Below are 19,160 nucleotides of genomic sequence, written 5' to 3'. Positions count from 1 at the left end.
TATGTCGGGGGATAGGGCGAATTCTCGGGGGTGGCTCGGCTCCGCCGACCTCTTTAGCATGGCTTCCATCGGTCAGGGCCGGTGGCGGCGGGCGGCGCTTTTTCTATCCCTTCGCATCGCCGCCGCCCCGGTTCTGATCGTACTACGCGGGGCATCTGCCCCGCGCGGAAAGGAGCTGGGCATGCAGGCCATTGAGTCAGGTGGTGCGCGTGGCGTTGCCGCGTTCGGCGCGGCGTTGGCCCACCGGGCGTGCCCGCTCGCGGGACCGGGCCGTGTGGCGGGAGGGGTTTTCGCCGCGTTGCTGCGTGATTCCGATTCGCCTTCGGATCCGGCGGTCCTCGCCGGGCGCAGAACCGTGGTCGAAGGGGGTATGACGCTCTCCATTGCGCCTCACGGCCGCCCGTCCTTCGGTTGTCGACGCAGTCCGGCACATGCGGGGGCGTGATGGCAGTAGGTGTGTCGGGGTCCTCAGAGTGGTCGTTTATGCTTGTTGCCACGAGCGGTTGGTATGAGGGCGGCGTTGCCGGGTCCGGCCGCACGCGGGGTCGCGCATAGTTCGGGGCATGGCAGGTATGGGGTGTGCCGATGGGGAGTAGTGCAGGTTCGCTGGGAGGGGGCGTGTTCAGCGTACGCGAGGTCGAGTACCTCCAGTCGCTGCCGGCCGTCAAGCGCGTGATCAACGGCCGGATCATCTACGACGGCGCGTTCAAGCGTGAATGCGTGCGCCGCTACCGCAACGGGGAGTCGCCCTCGCGGATTTTCCGCGACGCCGGCCTTGACCCGGATCTGATCGGCAGCAAGCGCATCGAGCGCTGCGTCGCCCGCTGGAAGCGTTCCGTTCCCGACTCCGGCGAGCCGGCCGACGGCGAGCGGTTCGAGAACGAGTCGAACGCGGAGTCCTCGGCGGACGCCTCCGCCTCCGGTTCGAGCTACGCGACTGCGATCGCGTTCGCGCGCTCCGCCCCGGAGAGCCTCAAAAGCCTGTACCTCGACGACTCGGCGTACCCGCCGTTGACGCCGCATGTCAACATCTTCGACGACATCTCCCAGATCGTCATAGCCCAGCAGGCGCGGCGCATCCACGAGCTGGAGCTGGAACTGGAGCGATTGCAGCGCGGCGGCCGTAGGCGTCGGTACAGCGTCGAACGCTCCTGAGGGTCGTGCGCCCGCCGTTCGGCCGCCGGCCGAACCGCGTCGCCGGGGCGACTACGATGGACGGGGAGCCTGGAGACCGCGTCTGGAGTGACATGACTGCATACATGGACCGCAAGGATTTGTCGAACACCATCATCGATGCCGCGCGTGCGCGCGAGATCGCGGACGGCGTGCGCCGCGTGCTCGACCGTATCGCCGCCGCCGAATCCGCCGCCGGCCGCGACGCCGGATCGGTCCGGCTGCTCGCTGCGACGAAGACGCGCGACGTCGGCGAGATCATGGCCGCGATCGACGCCGGCGTGCGCATGATCGGCGAGAACCGCCCGCAGGAGGTCGTCGCCAAGGCCGACGGGCTGCGCGCCGGATGCGCGGAACGCGGGTTCTTACTCGGTGCGGCGGCCGCGGACGGGGGCGACGGCGCCGTGGCCGATTCCGCGCGTCCGCACATCCCGTTCCACCTCATCGGGCAGCTGCAGTCCAACAAGATCGGCAAGGTCCTCCCGGCGGTGGACGCCATCGAATCGGTCGACTCGATCGACCTCGCCGAGAAGATCGCCCGGCGCGCGGTCGCGCGCGGCATCGAGGTCGGCGTGCTGTTGGAGGTCAACGAGTCCGGCGAGGCCTCCAAATCGGGGTGCGACCCGTCCGTCGCGGTCGCGCTGGCCCGGCGCATCGGCACGCTGGGCGGACTGCGCCTGCAGGGGCTGATGACCGTCGGCGCCCACGTGGACGACGAGCGCACGATCCGCGCCGGGTTCGCGCACCTGCGCCGCACCCGAGACCAGATCCTCGCCTCCGGCGCGCCCGGCACCTGCGATTGCCGCGAGCTGTCGATGGGCATGACGCAGGACATGGAGCTCGCCATCGCCGAAGGGGCCACCATCGTGCGCGTCGGCACGGCGATCTTCGGCGAACGCGCGTACAAGTGACGGCGTCTGGCGCCGTCGCGGGGCATGGCGCCGTGACTCAATACATATATAGTATCCGTGGCGCGTGGGGCATGCCGGAGGGCACGCCCCACGCCGGATCGGGCGAGCGGCAAGGAGCATGCGGCATGGCGACTTCGAACGGGGACATCCGCATCCACGCCATCGTGTCCGGACGGGTGCAGGGCGTCGGCTACCGCTACGCCACCGTGGTCGCCGCGCGGCGCATCGGCGTGGCCGGATGGGTGCGCAACCGCCCCGACGGCACGGTCGAGGTGGAGGCGCAGGGCTCCCGCGCCGCCGTCGCGCAGCTGGTCTCCGCGCTGAAGGCCGGGTCGCCGTGGTCGCGGGTCGCGCGGGTCGAGGTCGAGCCGATGCCCGCGGCCGCCGCCGTATCCGACGGCTGGCCCGACCGGTTCCGTCCGTTCTCCGAGCGGTAGGGGCGGATCTGCGTCCTCCGTCCGCCGGCCGTCCGTCGTGTGTTCGCCGCCATCGCGCCGGAGGGCCGCCGGGCGTAGACTGGGGAACCATGAGAATCGCACGTTTTTCGCATAACGATGTTCCGCAGTACGCCTTCGTGCAGACCGACGAAAACGACGGCAAGGACTATCTCGTCGCGCTGGACGGCTACCCGCTGGGCGGCGCGCAGGTCCGGCCGACCGGCGAACGCCACGCGCTCGACGAGGACGGCGTGCGCCTGCTGGCGCCGATCATCCCGTCGAAGATCTACGGGCTGGCCAAGAACTACGAGGCCCACGCGCGGTTCATGAACGACGCCGGGCATTCGGACATCGCCCACGCGCCCGAGGAGATGATGATCTTCATGAAGCCGTCCACCGCGGTCATCGGGCCGGACGACCCCATCGTCATCCCGCCGGCGTCGCATGACATGAACTTCGAGCCGGAGGTCGCGGTCGTCATCGGGCGCATCGCCAGGAACGTGCCGGTCGACAAGGCCATGGACTACGTGCTCGGCTACACCTGCGTCAACGACGTGACGCTGCGCGACCTGCAGGCGCTCGACCCGATGTGGACGCGCGCCAAGGGGTTCGACACCTCCTGCCCGCTCGGCCCGTGGATCCAGACCGAGCTGGACTGGCGCGACGCGAAGATCTCGTTCACGCTCAACGGCCAGGACGTGCCCGAGGCGAGCGGCACCACGGCCGATCTGATTCACGGCATCCCCGAGCAGATCGCCACGATCTCCAGCTTCGCGACGCTGCTGCCGGGCGACGTGATCCTGACCGGCACGCCGTATGCGTCGGGCACGCTGCGTCCCGGCGACGAGGCCGTCGTGCATGTCGAGGGCATCGGCGACCTGCGCAACGTGGTCGTGGGCGGCAGGTGAACCCGCGCCGCGCGGCGACGTGGACGGCATCGGTGCATGGGGCCGTCTCCGGGTGGACCGGAGGCGGCCCCCGTCTATATGTATGTATGCGTGATGGGCGAGGGGCTGTTTCGGTGCCTGTGCCGGTATCTGTCTTGAATGGATTTCGGGGTGAAGGCGGGGATTGGCCGTTCGTTGGGGAACGCGATGGTCCGGGGTTGTCGTGTGCGGAATCGGGGCGATCGGGCGCCGTTCGCCTGGCGGGTGATGGCGATGGCGGCGTCGGCGTGCGTCGCGGTATTGGGCGTTGGGTGGCCGGCCGTAGCGGGGCGGCCGTGGCGGGTGGGCGGCTGAGGTGGGATGGGTGTTCGGTGTGTGTTTCGGCCCGCGGGAGGAGGTATTCGTCTTAGGTGTAGCGGATTTCGGGACCTGCGGACATCCAAATGGCTTATGTGAGGCAGCCTGGCGCGGATGCCCCGGGTATGAGCGGCGGAATGGCGCCATCCATACCCGGGGTGTTCCCGGCCGGATGCCTCACCTAACGCAGATGGATGTCTGCAAGGCCGCAAATCTGCTACAGCTAGTCCAAGAGCCGTGTCGAAAGGCGTCCGAGGGCGCGTGTTGCGCGGCGATGACACGATTTCACACCAAAATCAAAACTTGAGTCAAAAACACTCAACTTTTGGGAATAGATGGCATCGAATGCCGGTTGACCATATCAGACAGTGAGGGTCGCGCCCATGTCTGCCCGGTACAGCGCCGCGGCGGGGCGCGACGCAGGAGGATGATATGGAACAGAAATTCACGACGATGGCCCAGGAGGCGATCGGCGATGCGATCCAGAGCGCGGCGGCCGCGGGCAACGCCCAGGTCGAGACGCTCCATGTCATGGACGCGCTGCTCCGCCAGGAGAACGGCGTGGTCCCCGGCCTGATCCAGGCCGCCGGCGGCGACCGGCAGCGCATCGGCGCCGAGGTGCGCAACGCCCTGGTGGCGCTGCCGAGCGCAAGCGGGTCCACCACGTCGCAGCCGCAGGCGAGCCGCCAGCTGACGGCCGCCATCGCCCAGGCCGAGAAGGAGATGCAGTCGATGGGGGACGAGTACGTCTCCACCGAGCACCTGCTGATCGGCATCGCGGCCAGCGCGCCGAACCAGAGCGCGGATATCCTCAAGCGCAACGGGGTCACCCCCGAGGCGCTGCGCAAGGCCGTGCCCGGCGTGCGCGGCGGCGCGAAGGTCACCAGCCCGGACGCCGAGGGCAACTACAAGGCGCTGGAGAAGTACTCCACCGATCTGACCGCCCAGGCGCGCGACGGCAAGCTCGACCCGGTGATCGGCCGCGACCAGGAGATTCGCCGCGTCATCCAGATCCTGAGCCGGCGCACCAAGAACAACCCGGTGCTGATCGGCGAGCCCGGCGTCGGCAAGACCGCCGTCGTGGAGGGGCTGGCGCAGCGCATCGTGGCCGGCGACGTGCCGAGCACGCTGCAGAACAAGCGCCTGATCTCGCTGGACCTCGGCTCGATGGTCGCCGGCTCGAAGTACCGCGGCGAGTTCGAGGAGCGCCTCAAGAGCGTGCTCAACGAGATCAAGAACGCGAACGGCCAGATCATCACGTTCATCGACGAGATCCACACGATCGTCGGCGCGGGCGCCGCCGAGGGCTCGATGGACGCGGGCAACATGCTCAAGCCGATGCTGGCCCGCGGCGAGCTGCGCCTGATCGGCGCGACCACGCTGGACGAGTACCGCGAGAACGTCGAGAAGGACCCGGCGCTGGAGCGTCGCTTCCAGCAGGTGTACGTGGGCGAGCCGTCCGTGGAGGACACGATCGCGATCCTGCGCGGTCTGAAGCAGCGCTACGAGGCCCACCACAAGGTCACGATCGGCGACGACGCGCTGGTCGCGGCGGCGACGCTGTCGAACCGGTACATCTCCGGCCGTCAGCTGCCGGACAAGGCGATCGACCTGGTCGACGAGGCGGCCGCGCATCTGCGCATGGAGCTCGACTCGCAGCCCGAGGAGATCGACGAGCTGCAGCGCAAGGTCACGCGTCTGGAGATGGAGGAGATGCAGCTGAAGAAGGCCGAGGACCCCGCGTCCCGTGAGCGCCTGGAGAAGCTGCAGGCCGATCTGGCGGACACCCGCGAGAAGCTGGGCGGCCTGACCGCCCGCTGGGACGCCGAGAAGGCCGGCCACAACAAGGTCGGCGACCTGCGCGCCCAGCTCGACGCCAAGCGCGTCGAGGCCGACAAGGCCGCGCGCGAGGGCGACCTCGAGAAGGCCAGCCGCATCCTGTACGGCGAGATCCCGGCGATCCAGAAGGAGCTCGCGGCGGCGGAGCGCGCGGCCGACGAAGCCGATGCGAACGGCGAGACCATCGAACCGATGGTCCCGGACCACGTCGACGCCGATTCGGTGGCCGAGATCGTCTCGGACTGGACCGGCATCCCCGTCGGCCGCCTGATGCAGGGCGAGAACGAGAAGCTGCTCCACATGGAGGAGTACCTCGGCAAGCGCGTCATCGGGCAGAAGGAGGCCATCCAGGCGGTGTCCGACGCGGTGCGGCGCTCGCGTGCCGGCATCTCCGACCCGAACCGCCCGACCGGCTCGTTCCTGTTCCTCGGGCCGACCGGCGTGGGCAAGACCGAGCTCGCCAAGGCGCTCGCCGACTTCCTGTTCGACGACGAGAAGGCCATGGTGCGCATCGACATGAGCGAGTACATGGAGAAGTCCTCCGTGTCCCGCCTGATCGGCGCGGCCCCGGGCTACGTCGGCTACGAGGAGGGCGGCCAGCTCACCGAGGCCGTGCGTCGCCGTCCGTATTCGGTGGTGCTGTTCGACGAGGTCGAGAAGGCGAACCCCGAGGTGTTCGACGTGCTGCTGCAGGTGCTCGACGACGGCCGCCTGACCGACGGCCAGGGCCGGACCGTGGACTTCAAGAACACGATCCTGATCATGACCTCGAACCTCGGCTCGCAGTTCCTGGTCCAGCCCGACCTGGATGACGAGGCGAAGCGCAAGGCCGTGATGGACGCCGTGCACATGCAGTTCAAGCCCGAGTTCATCAACCGTCTGGACGAGCTGGTGATCTTCCATCCGCTCACCCGCGAGGAGCTCGGCGGCATCGTCGACATCCAGGTCGCGCAGGTCGCCGCGCGCCTGACCGAGCGGCGCATCGCGCTGGACGTGACCGATTCGGCGCGCGAGTGGCTGGCCAACACCGGCTACGATCCGGCGTACGGCGCCCGTCCGCTGCGCCGTCTGGTGCAGAGCGAGGTCGGCGACCAGCTGGCCCGCATGCTGTTGGCGGGGCAGGTCCACGACGGCGATACGGTGCTCGTCGACCATACGGGCGGCGAACATCTGGAGCTGTCCGCATGGGCGAGCGACAGGCTGGTCGACGACGACGTCACGATCGACGACGTGACCGAGGACGAGTGATCGGCGGCCGGCGCCCTGTCGGCGACCGGTGGGCGGTTGGCGGCCCGTCGGTCGGTGCCGGCTGGGCGCCGGGTCGGCTGATGGTTCGGTCGATTCGGATGTGGCGTGGCGGTTCGCGCTGGGTGCGGGTCGCCCCGCCTGTTTTGTCCGCCTGTCCGCCGTGCGTCGGCGGCGTGCGCGTCGTGGGCGTGACGTCGGTCCGGTGCGTGGCGGGGCGATTCGCGCGGGCGTGCGAACCGTCCCGTCTGTTTGTTTGCCTGTCCGTCTGTCCGCCGTGCATTGGCCTGTCCGTATGTTCGTCTGCTTGCCGCGGCGGTCCGGGCGTCGGCGGTGCGGCGCCGGTCCGGTGCGTGGCTGGGCGATTCGCGTCGGGGCGCGGGCGGCCTGCTTGCCATCCGGCCGCCGCCCGACCGCCTGGCGGGTCGTCGGCGCGTCGCGTCCATGCCTCCCGCTTCAATAGAACATATGTTCGATTCTGTGGTGATGCCGCTGCTGTTGGCGGTGATGGTGCTGATCGGCGCGGCGGTGGGGGCGCTCGCGGGCTTCGCCGTGGGCAAGGCGCGCGGCCAGGAGGCGGCGCGTGCGGTCAAGTCGTATGAGCTGGACGCGGCGAAGACCGAGAACGACACGGTGCGCCACGAGAACGCCGCGCTGAACGCGCAGGTGTCGGAGTACCGCGCCCAGATCGACGGGCTGACCCAGCAGCTGTCGTTCGTCAAGTCCCAGCTGGCGCAGGCCCAGCAGGCCGAGCAGGTGCGTCTCCAGCACGAGCGCGAGCGCATGCTCGCCGACGAGGAGTCGAAGCGCCGGAAGCAGAAGCAGAGTCTCGACGAGCAGAGCAAGGTGCTGTCCGCGCTGGCGCCGGTCCAGAAGAACCTCGACGCGCTCCAGCAGAAGGTGGCGCAGATCGAGGAGGGGCGCAAGCAGGAGATGGGCGCGCTGAGCGAGCAGCTCAAGGGGCTGGGCGAGCAGCAGGCCCGGCTCGACAAGGAGACCAGCTCGCTGTCGGCCGCATTGCGCAACAACAAGGTGCGTGGGGCGTGGGGTGAGGCCCAGCTGCGCAACATCGTCGAGTCCGCGGGTCTGCTGGAGCATGTGGACTTCGACACGCAGGTCGTCGTCGCCGACGGGGACGGGCGCACCCAGCGCCCGGACATGATCATCCACCTGCCGGGCGGCAAGACGATCCCGATCGACGCCAAGGTGCCGTATGCGGACTACCAGCGTGCGTGCGCGATCCCCGAGACGGCCTCGCCGGAGGAGCTGGCCCGCCGAGACGAGCTGCTGCGCGCCCACGCCAAGGCGCTGCGCGAGCACGTCAGGGCTCTGGGAGACAAAGCCTACTGGAAGGCGTTCGACACGGCGCCGGACTTCGTGGTGGCGTTCATCCCCAACGAATCGCTGCTGCAGGCGGCGCTGGAGACCGACCCGACGCTGATGGACGACGCGTTCTCGCGCAAGGTCGCGCTGACCTCGCCGGTCACGCTGTGGGCCGTGCTCAAGTCGGTGGCCTACGCCTGGCAGCAGCAGAGCCTGACGGACGACGCGAAGGAGCTGTTCGACCTGTCGCGCGAGCTGTACGAGCGCTTCGCGGTGCTTGGCGGCTACGCGGGCAAGCTGGGGTCGGCGATCACCAAAACCGTGGGGGCCTACAACCAGTTCGTCTCCTCGTTGGAGTCGCGTGTACTGGTCACCGCCCGCAAGCTCCAGAAGATCGACCAGAACAAGGTCATCGCGCCGGTGGAGATGATCGACTCCGGCAAGGGCGACGTCAAGGAGCTGACCGCCCCCGAGGTGTTCGAGTCCCAGCAGTAACGGTCCGGCGGCGTGCGGTCCGGCGGCGTGCGGTCCGGCGGCGTGCGGTCCGGCGGCGGCGCGCCTGCGTGCCTATCGCCCGTAGGCGGGCGAAGGCGGGCGGTCCCGACGTCGGCGCGATGGGCAGGATGTCGGCCATGGCGATATCTATCTTCTGGGGCGGTCCCGGCGGCGATGCGATGGTCTTGATTCAGCGGTGGCGATGCGCATCCCTTGGCCTGCCGGACGGGCTCATGGCGAAAGAATGATTCCCGGAGGCAGCGATGCGCCGGGCCTGATCCATCCGTATCGGGATTCGCTGTCTGGGCGTGGCCGGCCAGTCGGTCGTGCTCGGCTTGGTCCATCCGTACCGGGATTCGCCGTCGGCTATGGGCGGGCGCGGCTCCGGGGCGCGCCTGATCCGCCCGCGCCACAATCCGCTTTGGCGGCGCATGGCGATACTCTGGAACCATGACCGAAGAGAACAAGCCCACAAGCGCCATGCCCGCCATCGCCGACGCGGATTTCGCGATGATGGAACCCCGCGAGCAGCTGGCGGCCCTGCTGCGCGCCGACATGCAGGGCAAGCCGTTCAGCGAACTGTCCTCCGTCCTGTTCGACCATCGGGGCGCCTCGATCGTCGGGCACATCCTGCTCGACACGCTGGAGGAGCAGGGGTATTCGGTCGACGACTTCGACGCGGTCGGCGCCCTGACCGCGGCCGCGGTGCCGCTGGTCGGCGCGATGATCCAGGCGGCCGCCTCGCGCGGCGAGGATCTCGACGGCTTCGTCATGGACTTCGTCTACCCCTCGATCAAGGGGCCGAGCATCGCCGGCAGGCGCGTCATCCTGCTGGATTCGTGGCTGTCCGAGAAATCGTATGTGCAGACCTCCTCGCTGGTCACGCTGCGCAACGGCAACGAGCTGAGCCTGGACTTCGGCGTCGTCGACGCGCAGGGCGCGGAGGTGGTCGCGGTCGCCTCGCTGATCGGCGGCGTGGACATGACCGACCCGACCATCACCGTGATCAACCCGGTGAACGGCGAATCTCGCGAGCTGCCGTTCGTCGAGGTGTTCCGCGAGTCCGAGCTCCGCGGGCCCGTGCCCGGCGGGTCCGGGGCGGACGAGCCTGCGCACGGCGGGTCCGAGCCCCGCGACTGACCGAAGCGCGACGCCATGCACGAGCCCAATCCGATCTCGCTGGCCGCCAAGGCCTCCGACGAGCCGACCTTCCGCGAGGTCGGCGTCGGCCCGTGGAGCCAGACCCACCCGGGCGAGCCCCGTCCGGACGACCCGGCGTCTCCGTGCTATGACGCGCGGTACGACACCGCGCTGCTGGACGAGGGCGACCGTCGCAACGTGCTCGACCGCTACCGGTACTGGACGGTCGAGGCGATCAAGGCGGACCTCGACGCCCGCGGCCGTCACGGGTTCGACGTCGCGGTGGAGAACTGGACGCACGATTTCAACATCGGCTCGATGGTGCGCACCGCCAACGCCTTCGCGGCCTCGCACGTCTACATCGTCGGCCCCCACAAGTGGAACCGCAAGGGCGCGCTGATGACCGAGCTGTACCAGCACGTCGAGCACCGCGCCACCATCGAGGACCTCATCACGCAGTGGCGCGCCGGCATCGCCGACGAGACCGCCGAGCTGGAGGCGCGGCTGGCCGCCTCGGCGCCGGACCGCGACGCGTTGTGGGCCGGCGCGCGCGCCGGCGGCATGGAGCATGTCGTCGGCGACGCCGCGATGGAACAGGTCGAGCTCCGGGACCGGCTGAACGTGTTGCGCCGCGCCCGGGTCGTCGCGCTGGACATCATCCCCGGCGCCGTGCCCATCGAGACCTACCGGTTCCCGGAACGCTGCCTGATGCTGTTCGGCGCCGAGGGGCCCGGCCTGTCCGAGAAGGCCGTGTCGATGGCCGACGACGTGGTGTACATCTCGCAGTTCGGCTCCGTGCGTTCCATCAACGCCGGCGCGGCCGCGGCCGTCTCGATGCACTGCTGGATCGCCCAGCACGCCGTCCGCCCCTGACCGAGAGCGCCGACCCCGGGCGGTCATCGGTTCAACATCATCGGAATGCCGTTCACACCCGACCGGTGCCGGGGCGGGACGGCATCACGGCCGTCGTCCGCGTCCGTCGGATTCCGGGCCGGCATCTCGTTGATGATTCGCGCGGTGACGAGTCGTGTGTGGGGATCATGCGGGGTCGGGGCCGACGAACCGTCGGGTGACAATCTCGTGCGTGAGTCGCGCGGGCCGGGTCGGCGAGCAGCCTGATGATAATCGTGCGTGGGAATTACGCGGGCGCGTCGGCGAACCGTCCTGCGACAAGTCGCGTGTGGGAATCCGCGGGACCGGTGCTGATGAACCGTCGGACGACAATCGTGCGGGAATCATGCGGACCGGGCCGATGAACCGTCAGTCGACAGTCCCATGTGGGAATCACACGGACGGGTCGGCAATCTGTCCTATGACAAGGCGTGTGTGGGGACCATGCGGGACTGGACTGACAAACCGTTCGGCGACAAGTCGTGTGCGGGGACCATGCGAAACCGGGGATGGTGTCCCCGTGCCCGCGGCTACCGGTGACGAGTCGTACACGTGGAACCGTGTTCCGACAACGAATCACATGCATGAAACAACATCCCCGCACCTGCCTCCCACGCCGTCATGCAGGCGGAATCGCATACGCACGTATCCCGGAGACGCGGTCGCGCCGATCATGCGTCGGTGCACATTCGTTACCGCGTCTGCGACATAGGTGCCATGGGGATGCCGCCAGTCGGTACAAGAGTGTAAGTCGCTGTAACGAATGTGCTCTCGGCATGCCTCATGTCTTATGTCATGCGCCTTATGACTCGTGCTTCATGTCTTGTGGCTCACGTCTCATGCCGTATGCCTCATGTCTCATGATTTGTGATTCATGCCTCATTGTGCTTCGTGTCTCAGAGCTGTGCCTCGCGCCTTGTTCCTCATTCCTCACGACCAGTGTCTCGGGCCTCATGCTGCATGCTTCGTGACTTGTTCCTCATGCCTCATGATTTGTGTCTCATGCCTCCCATCGTGCCTCGTGTCCCAGATCCGTGTCTCGTGCATCGTGTCCCGTGACCTGTGCTTCGTGACTCATGTCCCGTGCCCTACGGCCCGCCATCATGCCCCAGCCCTCGCGGGCCGGCATGTTCCCGTGCCCGGACATGCCCCGTACCTTGTCGCTGCTGCCCACCCCCATGGTGCCCCGCCCTCGCAGACCGGTGCGTTCCGTGCGTATACCGGCCATGCGTCCGTGTGCCCGACCCGGATCAGGACGCAGCCCCGAGCGATGCCATGACGTCGCTCGCGCCCGTGCCCCGGTCGGAATTCCGGCCGGATGCGGCATGGCGTCTCCCCGTCATCCTCCGCCTGAGTCATCCCCAACACGCCGGAACCGTTTCTCTGCGTCCACAACGCCCCTATAGCATGCACGCCGCGCGCCGGAGCGGATAGCGTATCGGGCATGAGAACCAATGCCACGATCCGGCGACTGATCGCCGAGTCGGAACGTGACCGGCGCTGCTGCCACGGGGAGACGCGGGCGGACCGTCGGGCGCTGCGCCGCCGCGCCGTCGCGGGGGAGCTGAAGCGCGTCTACTGCAACACCTACATGACCACATGCCGGTGGAACGAGCTCACGCCGCCGCAGCGTGTGCTCTACACCGCGCGGAGCTTGGGCGTGCGGCACAGGACCTGGGTGTTCGGCGGCCATGTCGCGGTCGCCGCGCATGGCCTGGAGCATCCGTGGAACATCCATGACGGCACCATCGTTATCATGGTCGGTTCGGCGTCGGGGGCGTGCAGCTCGGGGCGGCTGCGCCGCGTCTACGCGCCGAATGTCGCGCCGTGCATAAGGTCCGGCATCCGGGTGACCGGCGTGGAACGGACCCTGATCGACTGCGCGCTGACGTATCCGTTCGCCCAGACCCTGCCGATGTTCGATTCCGCGTTGCGCAAAGGGCTGACCGAAAGCAGGGCCATACTGGCGGCGTGCGGCGTGATGACCCGCGACGTCGGGCCCGTGCTCAGCGCCGTGGCCCATGCGGATGCGCGCAGCGAGAACGGAGGGGAGTCGGAATGCCGTGGCGTGATGCTCGAAGAGGGGTTCGCGCCACCCGAACTGCAGGTGGCGTTCGACTGCGAGACGGGCACCAGACGGGTCGACTACCTGTGGCGCTGCGACGGGGCGGTCATCGCGCTCGAGTTCGATGGGACGCGCAAATACGTCGATCCCGCGATGACGGGAGGCGATGCCATCCGGCAGGTCGTGGCGGACGAGCGCGCCCGCGAGGATCAGCTGCTGCGCGCCGGCGTGACGGCGATCATCCGCACGGATTGGGACGAGGTGCGGGCTCGTGCGCCGTTGGTGCGCAAGCTGCTGGACGCCGGTGTGCCGAGACCCGGAGGCCTGCTGTGATCCGCCGGCATGTCGCGTTCGCATTACCCGCGATGCGGTACCCGCCTCGCATCCGTGTTGCCCCACGCATCCGCGTCGCCCCGCGTCGCCTCGTGCTGCCGGTTTTCGCGCTTGGTCCGCATCCCCTGCGCCACGCATCCGCGTCACCTCGTGTACCCAGCGTCACCTCATGTACCCCGCGCCACCCCGCGCCGCGCCCCGCTTCGCGCCGCCGCATCATCACGCGCGAGCCACGCTTGCCCCGCAGCACTGTCGTGTCGTCGTTCCGCACCATGCTTGACCCTGCATCGCCACCCCGCGCCACCCCCCGCGCCGCGCCGAAAACGGACGGACGCCCCGTCATCTGTCCGATGTCGTGTAGGCTCGGAAGCCATGATAGAGATTGAGGGGCTGTCCAAGCGCTTCGGCGGCAGGCTGGTGCTGGACGATGTCAGCTTCACCGCCGAGGACGGCAAGGTGACCGGATTCCTCGGCCCGAACGGCGCCGGCAAATCGACGACGATGCGCGCCGCGCTCGGGCTCATCGAGCCGGATTCCGGCCGCGCGCTCATCGACGGCAGGCCGTTCCGCGAGCATCCCGCCCCGATGGCCTCGGTCGGCGCGGTGCTCGACGCCAAGTCCGCGCACCGGGGGCGCACCGCCTACGCGCACCTGCGCAGCCTGGCCCTGTCGAACGGCATCCCGTCCAGCCGCGTGGACGAGGTGATGGACCTGACCGGCATCGCGAGCGTGCGCAGGCGCCGCGCCGGCTCGTTCTCACTGGGCATGAGCCAGCGGCTCTCGATCGCCGCGGCGCTGCTCGGCGACCCGCACAACCTGGTGCTGGACGAGCCGATCAACGGTCTCGACCCCGAAGGCGTGAAGTGGGTGCGTGACCTGTGCCGCTACTACGCGGGCCAGGGCCGCGCCGTGCTGCTCAGCTCCCACCTGATGAGCGAGGTGGCGCTCACCGCCGACAACCTGGTCATCATCGGCCGCGGCCGCATCCTGGAGACCACGACCGTCGCCGACTTCGTCGCCGAGCACTCGTCGCGCTCGTTGCGCGTCATCACCCCGGAGCCGGAGAAGCTCCGCGCCATCTTCGCGCGCTCGCCGGAGGTCACGCTCACGCCGATCGAGCGTGAGGCCGGCGACCCGCAGGACGGCGCCGCGTTCCGCATCGTCGGCGCCGACCTGCGGGCCGCGGCCCGCGTGTTCGCCGCCGCGCAGCTCGTCACCTACCTGTTCGTGCAGGAGCACGCCTCGCTGGAGGACGCCTACATGACGCTCACCCATGCGCGCGCCGAGTACCTGGGCCGCTCGCTGGGCGGACCGGCGACTCCGTCGCAGCCGGCGGTCCCGCAACCGATGGATTCGCAGCCGATGGATCCGCGGCCTGCGATCACGCAACCGGCGGATCCGCAGTCGACGGCGTCGCGGTCTGCGCTCCAGCAACCGACGGCGCCGCGGCGCCGTCACGACCCGGCGCCGCCGTCGCAGCCGGCCCCGACACGGCAGGGCCCGGCCCCGGTGCGTCACGACCTGGCCCCGCGCCCGGTCGACCGGCCGAGCTTCATCGTCGAGGACACCAAGGAGGGACAGCGATGACCAGGGGATCGCACGCCGCACATGCCAGGACCGGCCGCACGCCCGCGCCGCGCGCCGTCGCCGTCCGCAGCCGGCTGACCTTCGCCGGCGCGGTGCGCGGCGAGCTGTGCAAGATGCTGAGCCTGAAGTCCACGGCCGTCCTGTCGCTGCTGACCGCGCTGCTGCTGCCGGCAGGCGCCGCGATCATGGCCTGGGCCATCTCGTTCGTCTCGACGATCGACCCGGAGACCGGCCGGACCGTCGCCGACCCTCAGCCGGTCTCGGCCGGGTTCATGTGGTCGTGCGTCTCGGCGTTCGTGCCCACCTGCATGATCGTGACCGGCATCTTCGGCGTCATGGCGGTGGCCACCGAGTACACGACCTCGTCGATCCAGGCCTCGCTGGTCGTCGATCCGCGCCGCGTGATGTTCATGAACGCCAAGGCGCTGGTGGCCGCGGCCATCACCTTCGTCTCATCGCTGGCCGGCCTGCTGCTGGCGTGGTGGGCATCGGCCGCGCTGTTCTCCGCGGGCGGGCTCACGCCGCTGGACGACTCGCAGCGCGCGCTGCCGTGGGTCAGCGTGCTCGGCGGCGCGCTGCTGCTGACGCTGATGACGGTGATGGCGCTGGGCTTCGGCGGCATCTGCCGTTCCACGATGGGCGGCGTGTTCTCGGTCGTGGGGCTGCTGATGATCGTGCCGTCCGCGCTGTCGATGGCGTCGCTGGCCGGCGACGGCTTCGCCTGGGTGCAGTCGGTGGCGCAGTGCCTGCCCGACCGCGCGGCCGCGACCTTCCTGACGGCCGGGGTGGACACGGCGGTGTCCTCGTCGGCGGCGAGCGTGTCGGTCTCGGCGGAGGCGGCGGGCGCGGGAGCGTCGGCGTCGGCGCCCGTCGAGGCCGCGGCCTCGACCGTGTTCGAGCCGACCTGGTGGCAGGGCGGGCTCATCGTCCTGGCGTGGACCGCGCTGATTTACGCCATCGGCGTACTCGTCGTGCGCCGCAGCGACGTGAAATAACCGGCCTTTCCGGCGATCCGGCGTGGTAATTCGCGTGTCACACGGCGCACATATAGTTGAGGGCATGCCAACTTTCACACGCGAAGAGATTATGCATTTGGGCGATCTGGCCCGAATCGCGCTGACCGACGAGGAGATCGGCCGCCTGCAGGGCGAGCTGAACGTCATCGCCGACGCCATCAACACCGTGCAGGAGGTCGCCGGCGACGACGTGCCGCCGACCGCGAACCCGGTCCCGCTGGAGGCGTACCTGCGCCCCGACGTCGCCGAGACCCCGCTGACCCAGGAGGAGGCCGTCTCCGGCGCCCCGGTGTCCGAGAGCGGTATGTTCGTCGCGCCGCGCATCCTGGGGGAGGAGTGAGATGACCGAAGAACTCGTGAAGCTGTCCGCGGCCGAGATGGCCGCGAAGATCCGAGCCAAGGAGGTCTCCAGCCGCGAACTGGTCGAGGCCCATCTGCAGGTGATCGAGGCCGCCGAGCCGAGCATCAACGCGTTCCTGGCGGTGTCCGCCGACGAGGCGCGCGCCCAGGCCGACGCCTTCGACGAGCGCAACGCCAAGGGCGACGCGGAGGGGCTGCCGGAGCTCGCCGGCGTGCCGATCGCCATCAAGGACATGATCGTCACCAAGGGCATCGTGACCACCGCCGCCTCGAAGATCCTCGAGGGCTGGGTGCCGCCGTACGACGCCACGGTGATCGAGAAGCTCAAGGCCGCGGGCATGCCGCTGCTGGGCAAGACGAACCTCGACGAGTTCGCGCAGGGCTCCTCGACCGAGCACTCCGCGTTCGGCCCGACCCGCAACCCGTGGGACACCGACCGCGTGCCGGGCGGCTCGGGCGGCGGCTCGGCCTCCGCGGTGGCCGCGTTCGAGGCCCCGCTGGCCCTGGGCACCGACACCGGCGGCTCGATCCGCCAGCCGGGCGCGCTGACCGGCACGGTCGGCGTCAAGCCGACCTACGGCGGCGTGAGCCGTTTCGGCGCGATCGCGATGGCCAGCTCGCTCGACCAGATCGGTCCGGTGAGCCGCACCGTGCTCGACTCCGCGCTGCTGCAGGAGATCATCGGCGGCCATGACCGCCGCGACTCGACCTCCATCCCGGCCCCGGTGCGCCCGATGGCCGCCGCGGCCCGCGAGGGCATGAGGCGCGACCTGACCGGCATGCGCATCGGCCTGGTCAAGGAGCTGGGCGGCGAGGGCTTCCAGCCCGGCGTGCAGGCCCGCTTCGAGGAGTCCGTCAAGAAGCTCGAGGAGATGGGCGCCGAGATCGTCGAGGTCTCCTGCCCGCACTTCCCGTATTCGCTCGGCGCGTACTACATCATCATGCCCTCCGAGGTCAGCTCGAACCTGGCCCGCTACGACGGCATGCGCTACGGCCTGCGCGTCATGCCCCCGGAGGGCGTGCCGCAGACCGCCGCCAACATGATGGCCTACACCCGCGAGGCCGGCTTCGGCGACGAGGTCAAGCGCCGCATCATCCTGGGCACCTACGCGCTGTCCGCCGGCTACTACGACGCCTGGTACGGCTCCGCGCAGAAGGTCCGCACGCTGATCATCCGCGACTTCGAGCGCGCCTTCGAGCAGGCCGACGTGCTGGTCTCCCCGACGAGCCCGTCCACCGCGTTCAGGTTCGGCGAGAAGATGGACGACCCGCTGGCCATGTACATGAACGACATCGCCACGATCCCGGCGAACCTGGCCGGCACCCCGGCCATGAGCATCCCGTCCGGCCTGTCCGACGACGGCCTGCCCGCCGGCATCCAGTTCATCGCGCCGCAGCAGCGCGACGAGGTGATGTACAAGCCCGCCGCGGCGCTCGAGGCCGCGCTGAACGAGCAGTGGGGCGGCCCGATCTGGCGGTCGCTGGGCACGCCGTGGCTCGAGGGCCTGGACAAGTAAGCATCGGAGGAGCAAGACATTATGGCTGAGAAACTCATGAAGTACGCCGATGCCGTCAAGCAGTTCGACCCGGTCATCGGCCTGGAGACGCACGTCGAGCTGAGCACGAACACCAAGCTGTTCTGCCCGGCGCACGTGGAGTTCGGCGGCGAGCCGAACACGCAGCTGACCCCGGTCTCGCTGGGCCTGCCCGGCTCGCTGCCGGTGCTCAACGAGGCCGCCGTGGACTACGCGATCAAGCTGGGCCTGGCCCTGCACTGCGAGATCGCCGAGTGGAGCCAGTTCGCCCGCAAGAACTACTTCTACCCGGACATGCCGCGCAACTACCAGATCTCCCAGTACGACAAGCCGACCAACGGCAACGGCTACCTCGACGTCGAGCTGGACGACGGCACGATCTTCCGCGTGCCGATCGAGCGCGCCCACATCGAGGACGACGCCGGCAAGAACACGCACGTCGGCGGCGCCGACGGCCGCATCGAGGGCGCCGACCACTCGCTGGTCGACTACAACCGCGCCGGCGTGCCGCTGATCGAGATCGTCACCAAGCCGATCGAGGGCGTGGGCGAGCGCGGCCCGGAGATCGCCGGCGCCTACATGCGCACGCTGCGCGACATCGTGCGCGCGCTGAACATCTCGCACGCCCGCATGGAGCAGGGCAACATGCGCGCCGACGTCAACGTGTCGCTGCGCCGCAAGCCCACCGACCCGTACGGCACCCGCTCCGAGACCAAGAACGTGAACTCGTTCCGCGGCATCGAGAAGACGATCCAGTACGAGATCCGCCGCCAGGCCGCGATCCTGAGCGAGGGCGGCGAGATCCTGCAGGAGACCCGCCACTGGGACGAGGCCTCGCAGACCACCGCCGGCGGCCGCGTCAAGTCGGACGCCGACGACTACCGCTACTTCCCCGATCCGGACCTGGTGATGCTGCACATCACCAAGGAGCATATCGAGCGTCTGGCCGCCGAGATGCCGGAGATGCCGCGCGAGCGCCGCAACCGCCTGCAGGGCGAGTGGGGCTTCTCCGACCTGGAGATGCGCGACGTGGTGAACGCCGACGCGCTCGACCTCATCGAGGCGACCGTCGCCGCCGGCGCGAGCGCCTCGGGCGCCAAGAAGTGGTGGCTGGGCGAGCTGTCGCGCGAGGCGAACGCCAAGGGCGTCTCGCTGGAGGAGCTGCCGATCACCGCGGCCGACGTGGCCGAGGTCGAGAAGCTGATCGCCGACGGCAAGCTCAACGACAAGCTGGCCAAGCAGACCGTGGCCGGCGTGCTGGCCGGCGAGGGCACCCCATCCGAGGTCGTCGCCAAGCACGGCTACCAGGTCGTCTCCGACGACGGCGCGCTGGTCGCCGCCGTGGAGGAGGCCATGGCGGCCAACCCCGACGTGGTCGAGAAGCTCAAGGCCGGCAACATGAAGCCGATGGGCGCGATCATCGGCGCGGTGATGCGTGCCACCAAGGGGCAGGCCGACGCCAAGGCGGTCAACAAGATCGTCATGGAGAAGCTTCACGCCTAGCACACAATGCTTTCAGCAAGTCTTGAGATAGGTAGAATACCGTCGAAAGCACTGTTGACAGCA

At 69.2% G+C, this 19,160-nt stretch carries 13 protein-coding genes and 1 pseudogene; all 14 read left to right on the top strand.

What is annotated here, in order from left to right:
- Positions 1-585 precede the first annotated feature (585 nt).
- Positions 586-1,155, top strand: a complete 570-nt coding sequence (locus KIH73_RS07960) for a hypothetical protein (RefSeq protein ID WP_219082320.1) — start codon at positions 586-588, stop codon at positions 1,153-1,155.
- A gap of 92 nt (positions 1,156-1,247) precedes the next feature.
- On the top strand, positions 1,248-2,084 hold the full coding sequence (locus KIH73_RS07955; RefSeq protein WP_219082318.1) for a YggS family pyridoxal phosphate-dependent enzyme: 837 nt from the start codon (positions 1,248-1,250) through the stop codon (positions 2,082-2,084).
- Positions 2,085-2,209: 125 nt separating this feature from the next.
- Positions 2,210-2,521: an acylphosphatase gene (locus KIH73_RS07950; protein ID WP_219082316.1), complete on the top strand. Its 312-nt coding sequence runs from the start codon at positions 2,210-2,212 to the stop codon at positions 2,519-2,521.
- An 89-nt stretch (positions 2,522-2,610) separates the two neighbouring features.
- The gene (locus KIH73_RS07945) at positions 2,611-3,429 is read left to right on the top strand and encodes a fumarylacetoacetate hydrolase family protein (protein ID WP_219082314.1); all 819 of its coding nucleotides are present in this window, start codon (positions 2,611-2,613) and stop codon (positions 3,427-3,429) included.
- Between the two features lie 768 nt (positions 3,430-4,197).
- Entirely contained in the window at positions 4,198-6,852 is a 2,655-nt protein-coding gene (gene clpB, locus KIH73_RS07940) for an ATP-dependent chaperone ClpB (RefSeq protein ID WP_219082311.1), read from the top strand.
- A gap of 465 nt (positions 6,853-7,317) precedes the next feature.
- A complete protein-coding gene (locus KIH73_RS07935; RefSeq protein WP_219082309.1) occupies positions 7,318-8,667 on the top strand; it encodes a DNA recombination protein RmuC in 1,350 nt (449 codons plus the stop codon).
- 450 nt (positions 8,668-9,117) lie between these two features.
- Positions 9,118-9,807 (top strand): type I phosphoribosyltransferase, encoded by a 690-nt coding sequence (locus KIH73_RS07930; protein WP_236022666.1) that lies wholly within the window; start codon positions 9,118-9,120, stop codon positions 9,805-9,807.
- A gap of 15 nt (positions 9,808-9,822) precedes the next feature.
- Complete coding sequence (locus tag KIH73_RS07925; protein ID WP_219082307.1) at positions 9,823-10,680, top strand: TrmH family RNA methyltransferase; 858 nt, start codon at positions 9,823-9,825, stop codon at positions 10,678-10,680.
- A gap of 1,462 nt (positions 10,681-12,142) precedes the next feature.
- Positions 12,143-13,096, top strand: a complete 954-nt coding sequence (locus KIH73_RS07920) for a hypothetical protein (RefSeq protein ID WP_219082305.1) — start codon at positions 12,143-12,145, stop codon at positions 13,094-13,096.
- Positions 13,097-13,468: 372 nt separating this feature from the next.
- A pseudogene (locus KIH73_RS07915) lies at positions 13,469-14,428 on the top strand (ABC transporter ATP-binding protein); the annotation flags it as partial.
- 251 nt (positions 14,429-14,679) lie between these two features.
- Positions 14,680-15,678: an ABC transporter permease gene (locus tag KIH73_RS07910; protein WP_219082301.1), complete on the top strand. Its 999-nt coding sequence runs from the start codon at positions 14,680-14,682 to the stop codon at positions 15,676-15,678.
- A 64-nt stretch (positions 15,679-15,742) separates the two neighbouring features.
- Complete coding sequence (gene gatC, locus KIH73_RS07905; protein WP_219082299.1) at positions 15,743-16,039, top strand: Asp-tRNA(Asn)/Glu-tRNA(Gln) amidotransferase subunit GatC; 297 nt, start codon at positions 15,743-15,745, stop codon at positions 16,037-16,039.
- 1 nt (position 16,040) lies between these two features.
- Positions 16,041-17,576, top strand: a complete 1,536-nt coding sequence (gatA, locus tag KIH73_RS07900; RefSeq protein WP_219082296.1) for an Asp-tRNA(Asn)/Glu-tRNA(Gln) amidotransferase subunit GatA — start codon at positions 16,041-16,043, stop codon at positions 17,574-17,576.
- 21 nt (positions 17,577-17,597) lie between these two features.
- Complete coding sequence (gene gatB / locus KIH73_RS07895) at positions 17,598-19,097, top strand: Asp-tRNA(Asn)/Glu-tRNA(Gln) amidotransferase subunit GatB (protein WP_219082294.1); 1,500 nt, start codon at positions 17,598-17,600, stop codon at positions 19,095-19,097.
- Positions 19,098-19,160 lie beyond the last annotated feature (63 nt).

This window comes from Bifidobacterium phasiani, from assembly GCF_019331775.1.
Taxonomy (GTDB): domain Bacteria; phylum Actinomycetota; class Actinomycetes; order Actinomycetales; family Bifidobacteriaceae; genus Bifidobacterium; species Bifidobacterium phasiani.
This window is presented reverse-complemented; position numbering and strand designations above follow the sequence as displayed.

What these genes read in the sequence shown, in the direction of transcription:
- KIH73_RS07960 (WP_219082320.1), top strand. Translation starts at nt 586, where the DNA reads ATGGGGAGTAGTGCAGGTTCGCTGGGAGGGGGCGTGTTCAGCGTACGC.
- KIH73_RS07955 (WP_219082318.1), top strand. Translation starts at nt 1,248, where the DNA reads ATGACTGCATACATGGACCGCAAGGATTTGTCGAACACCATCATCGAT.
- KIH73_RS07950 (WP_219082316.1), top strand. Translation starts at nt 2,210, where the DNA reads ATGGCGACTTCGAACGGGGACATCCGCATCCACGCCATCGTGTCCGGA.
- KIH73_RS07945 (WP_219082314.1), top strand. Translation starts at nt 2,611, where the DNA reads ATGAGAATCGCACGTTTTTCGCATAACGATGTTCCGCAGTACGCCTTC.
- clpB (WP_219082311.1), top strand. Translation starts at nt 4,198, where the DNA reads ATGGAACAGAAATTCACGACGATGGCCCAGGAGGCGATCGGCGATGCG.
- KIH73_RS07935 (WP_219082309.1), top strand. Translation starts at nt 7,318, where the DNA reads ATGTTCGATTCTGTGGTGATGCCGCTGCTGTTGGCGGTGATGGTGCTG.
- KIH73_RS07930 (WP_236022666.1), top strand. Translation starts at nt 9,118, where the DNA reads ATGACCGAAGAGAACAAGCCCACAAGCGCCATGCCCGCCATCGCCGAC.
- KIH73_RS07925 (WP_219082307.1), top strand. Translation starts at nt 9,823, where the DNA reads ATGCACGAGCCCAATCCGATCTCGCTGGCCGCCAAGGCCTCCGACGAG.
- KIH73_RS07920 (WP_219082305.1), top strand. Translation starts at nt 12,143, where the DNA reads ATGAGAACCAATGCCACGATCCGGCGACTGATCGCCGAGTCGGAACGT.
- KIH73_RS07910 (WP_219082301.1), top strand. Translation starts at nt 14,680, where the DNA reads ATGACCAGGGGATCGCACGCCGCACATGCCAGGACCGGCCGCACGCCC.
- gatC (WP_219082299.1), top strand. Translation starts at nt 15,743, where the DNA reads ATGCCAACTTTCACACGCGAAGAGATTATGCATTTGGGCGATCTGGCC.
- gatA (WP_219082296.1), top strand. Translation starts at nt 16,041, where the DNA reads ATGACCGAAGAACTCGTGAAGCTGTCCGCGGCCGAGATGGCCGCGAAG.
- gatB (WP_219082294.1), top strand. Translation starts at nt 17,598, where the DNA reads ATGGCTGAGAAACTCATGAAGTACGCCGATGCCGTCAAGCAGTTCGAC.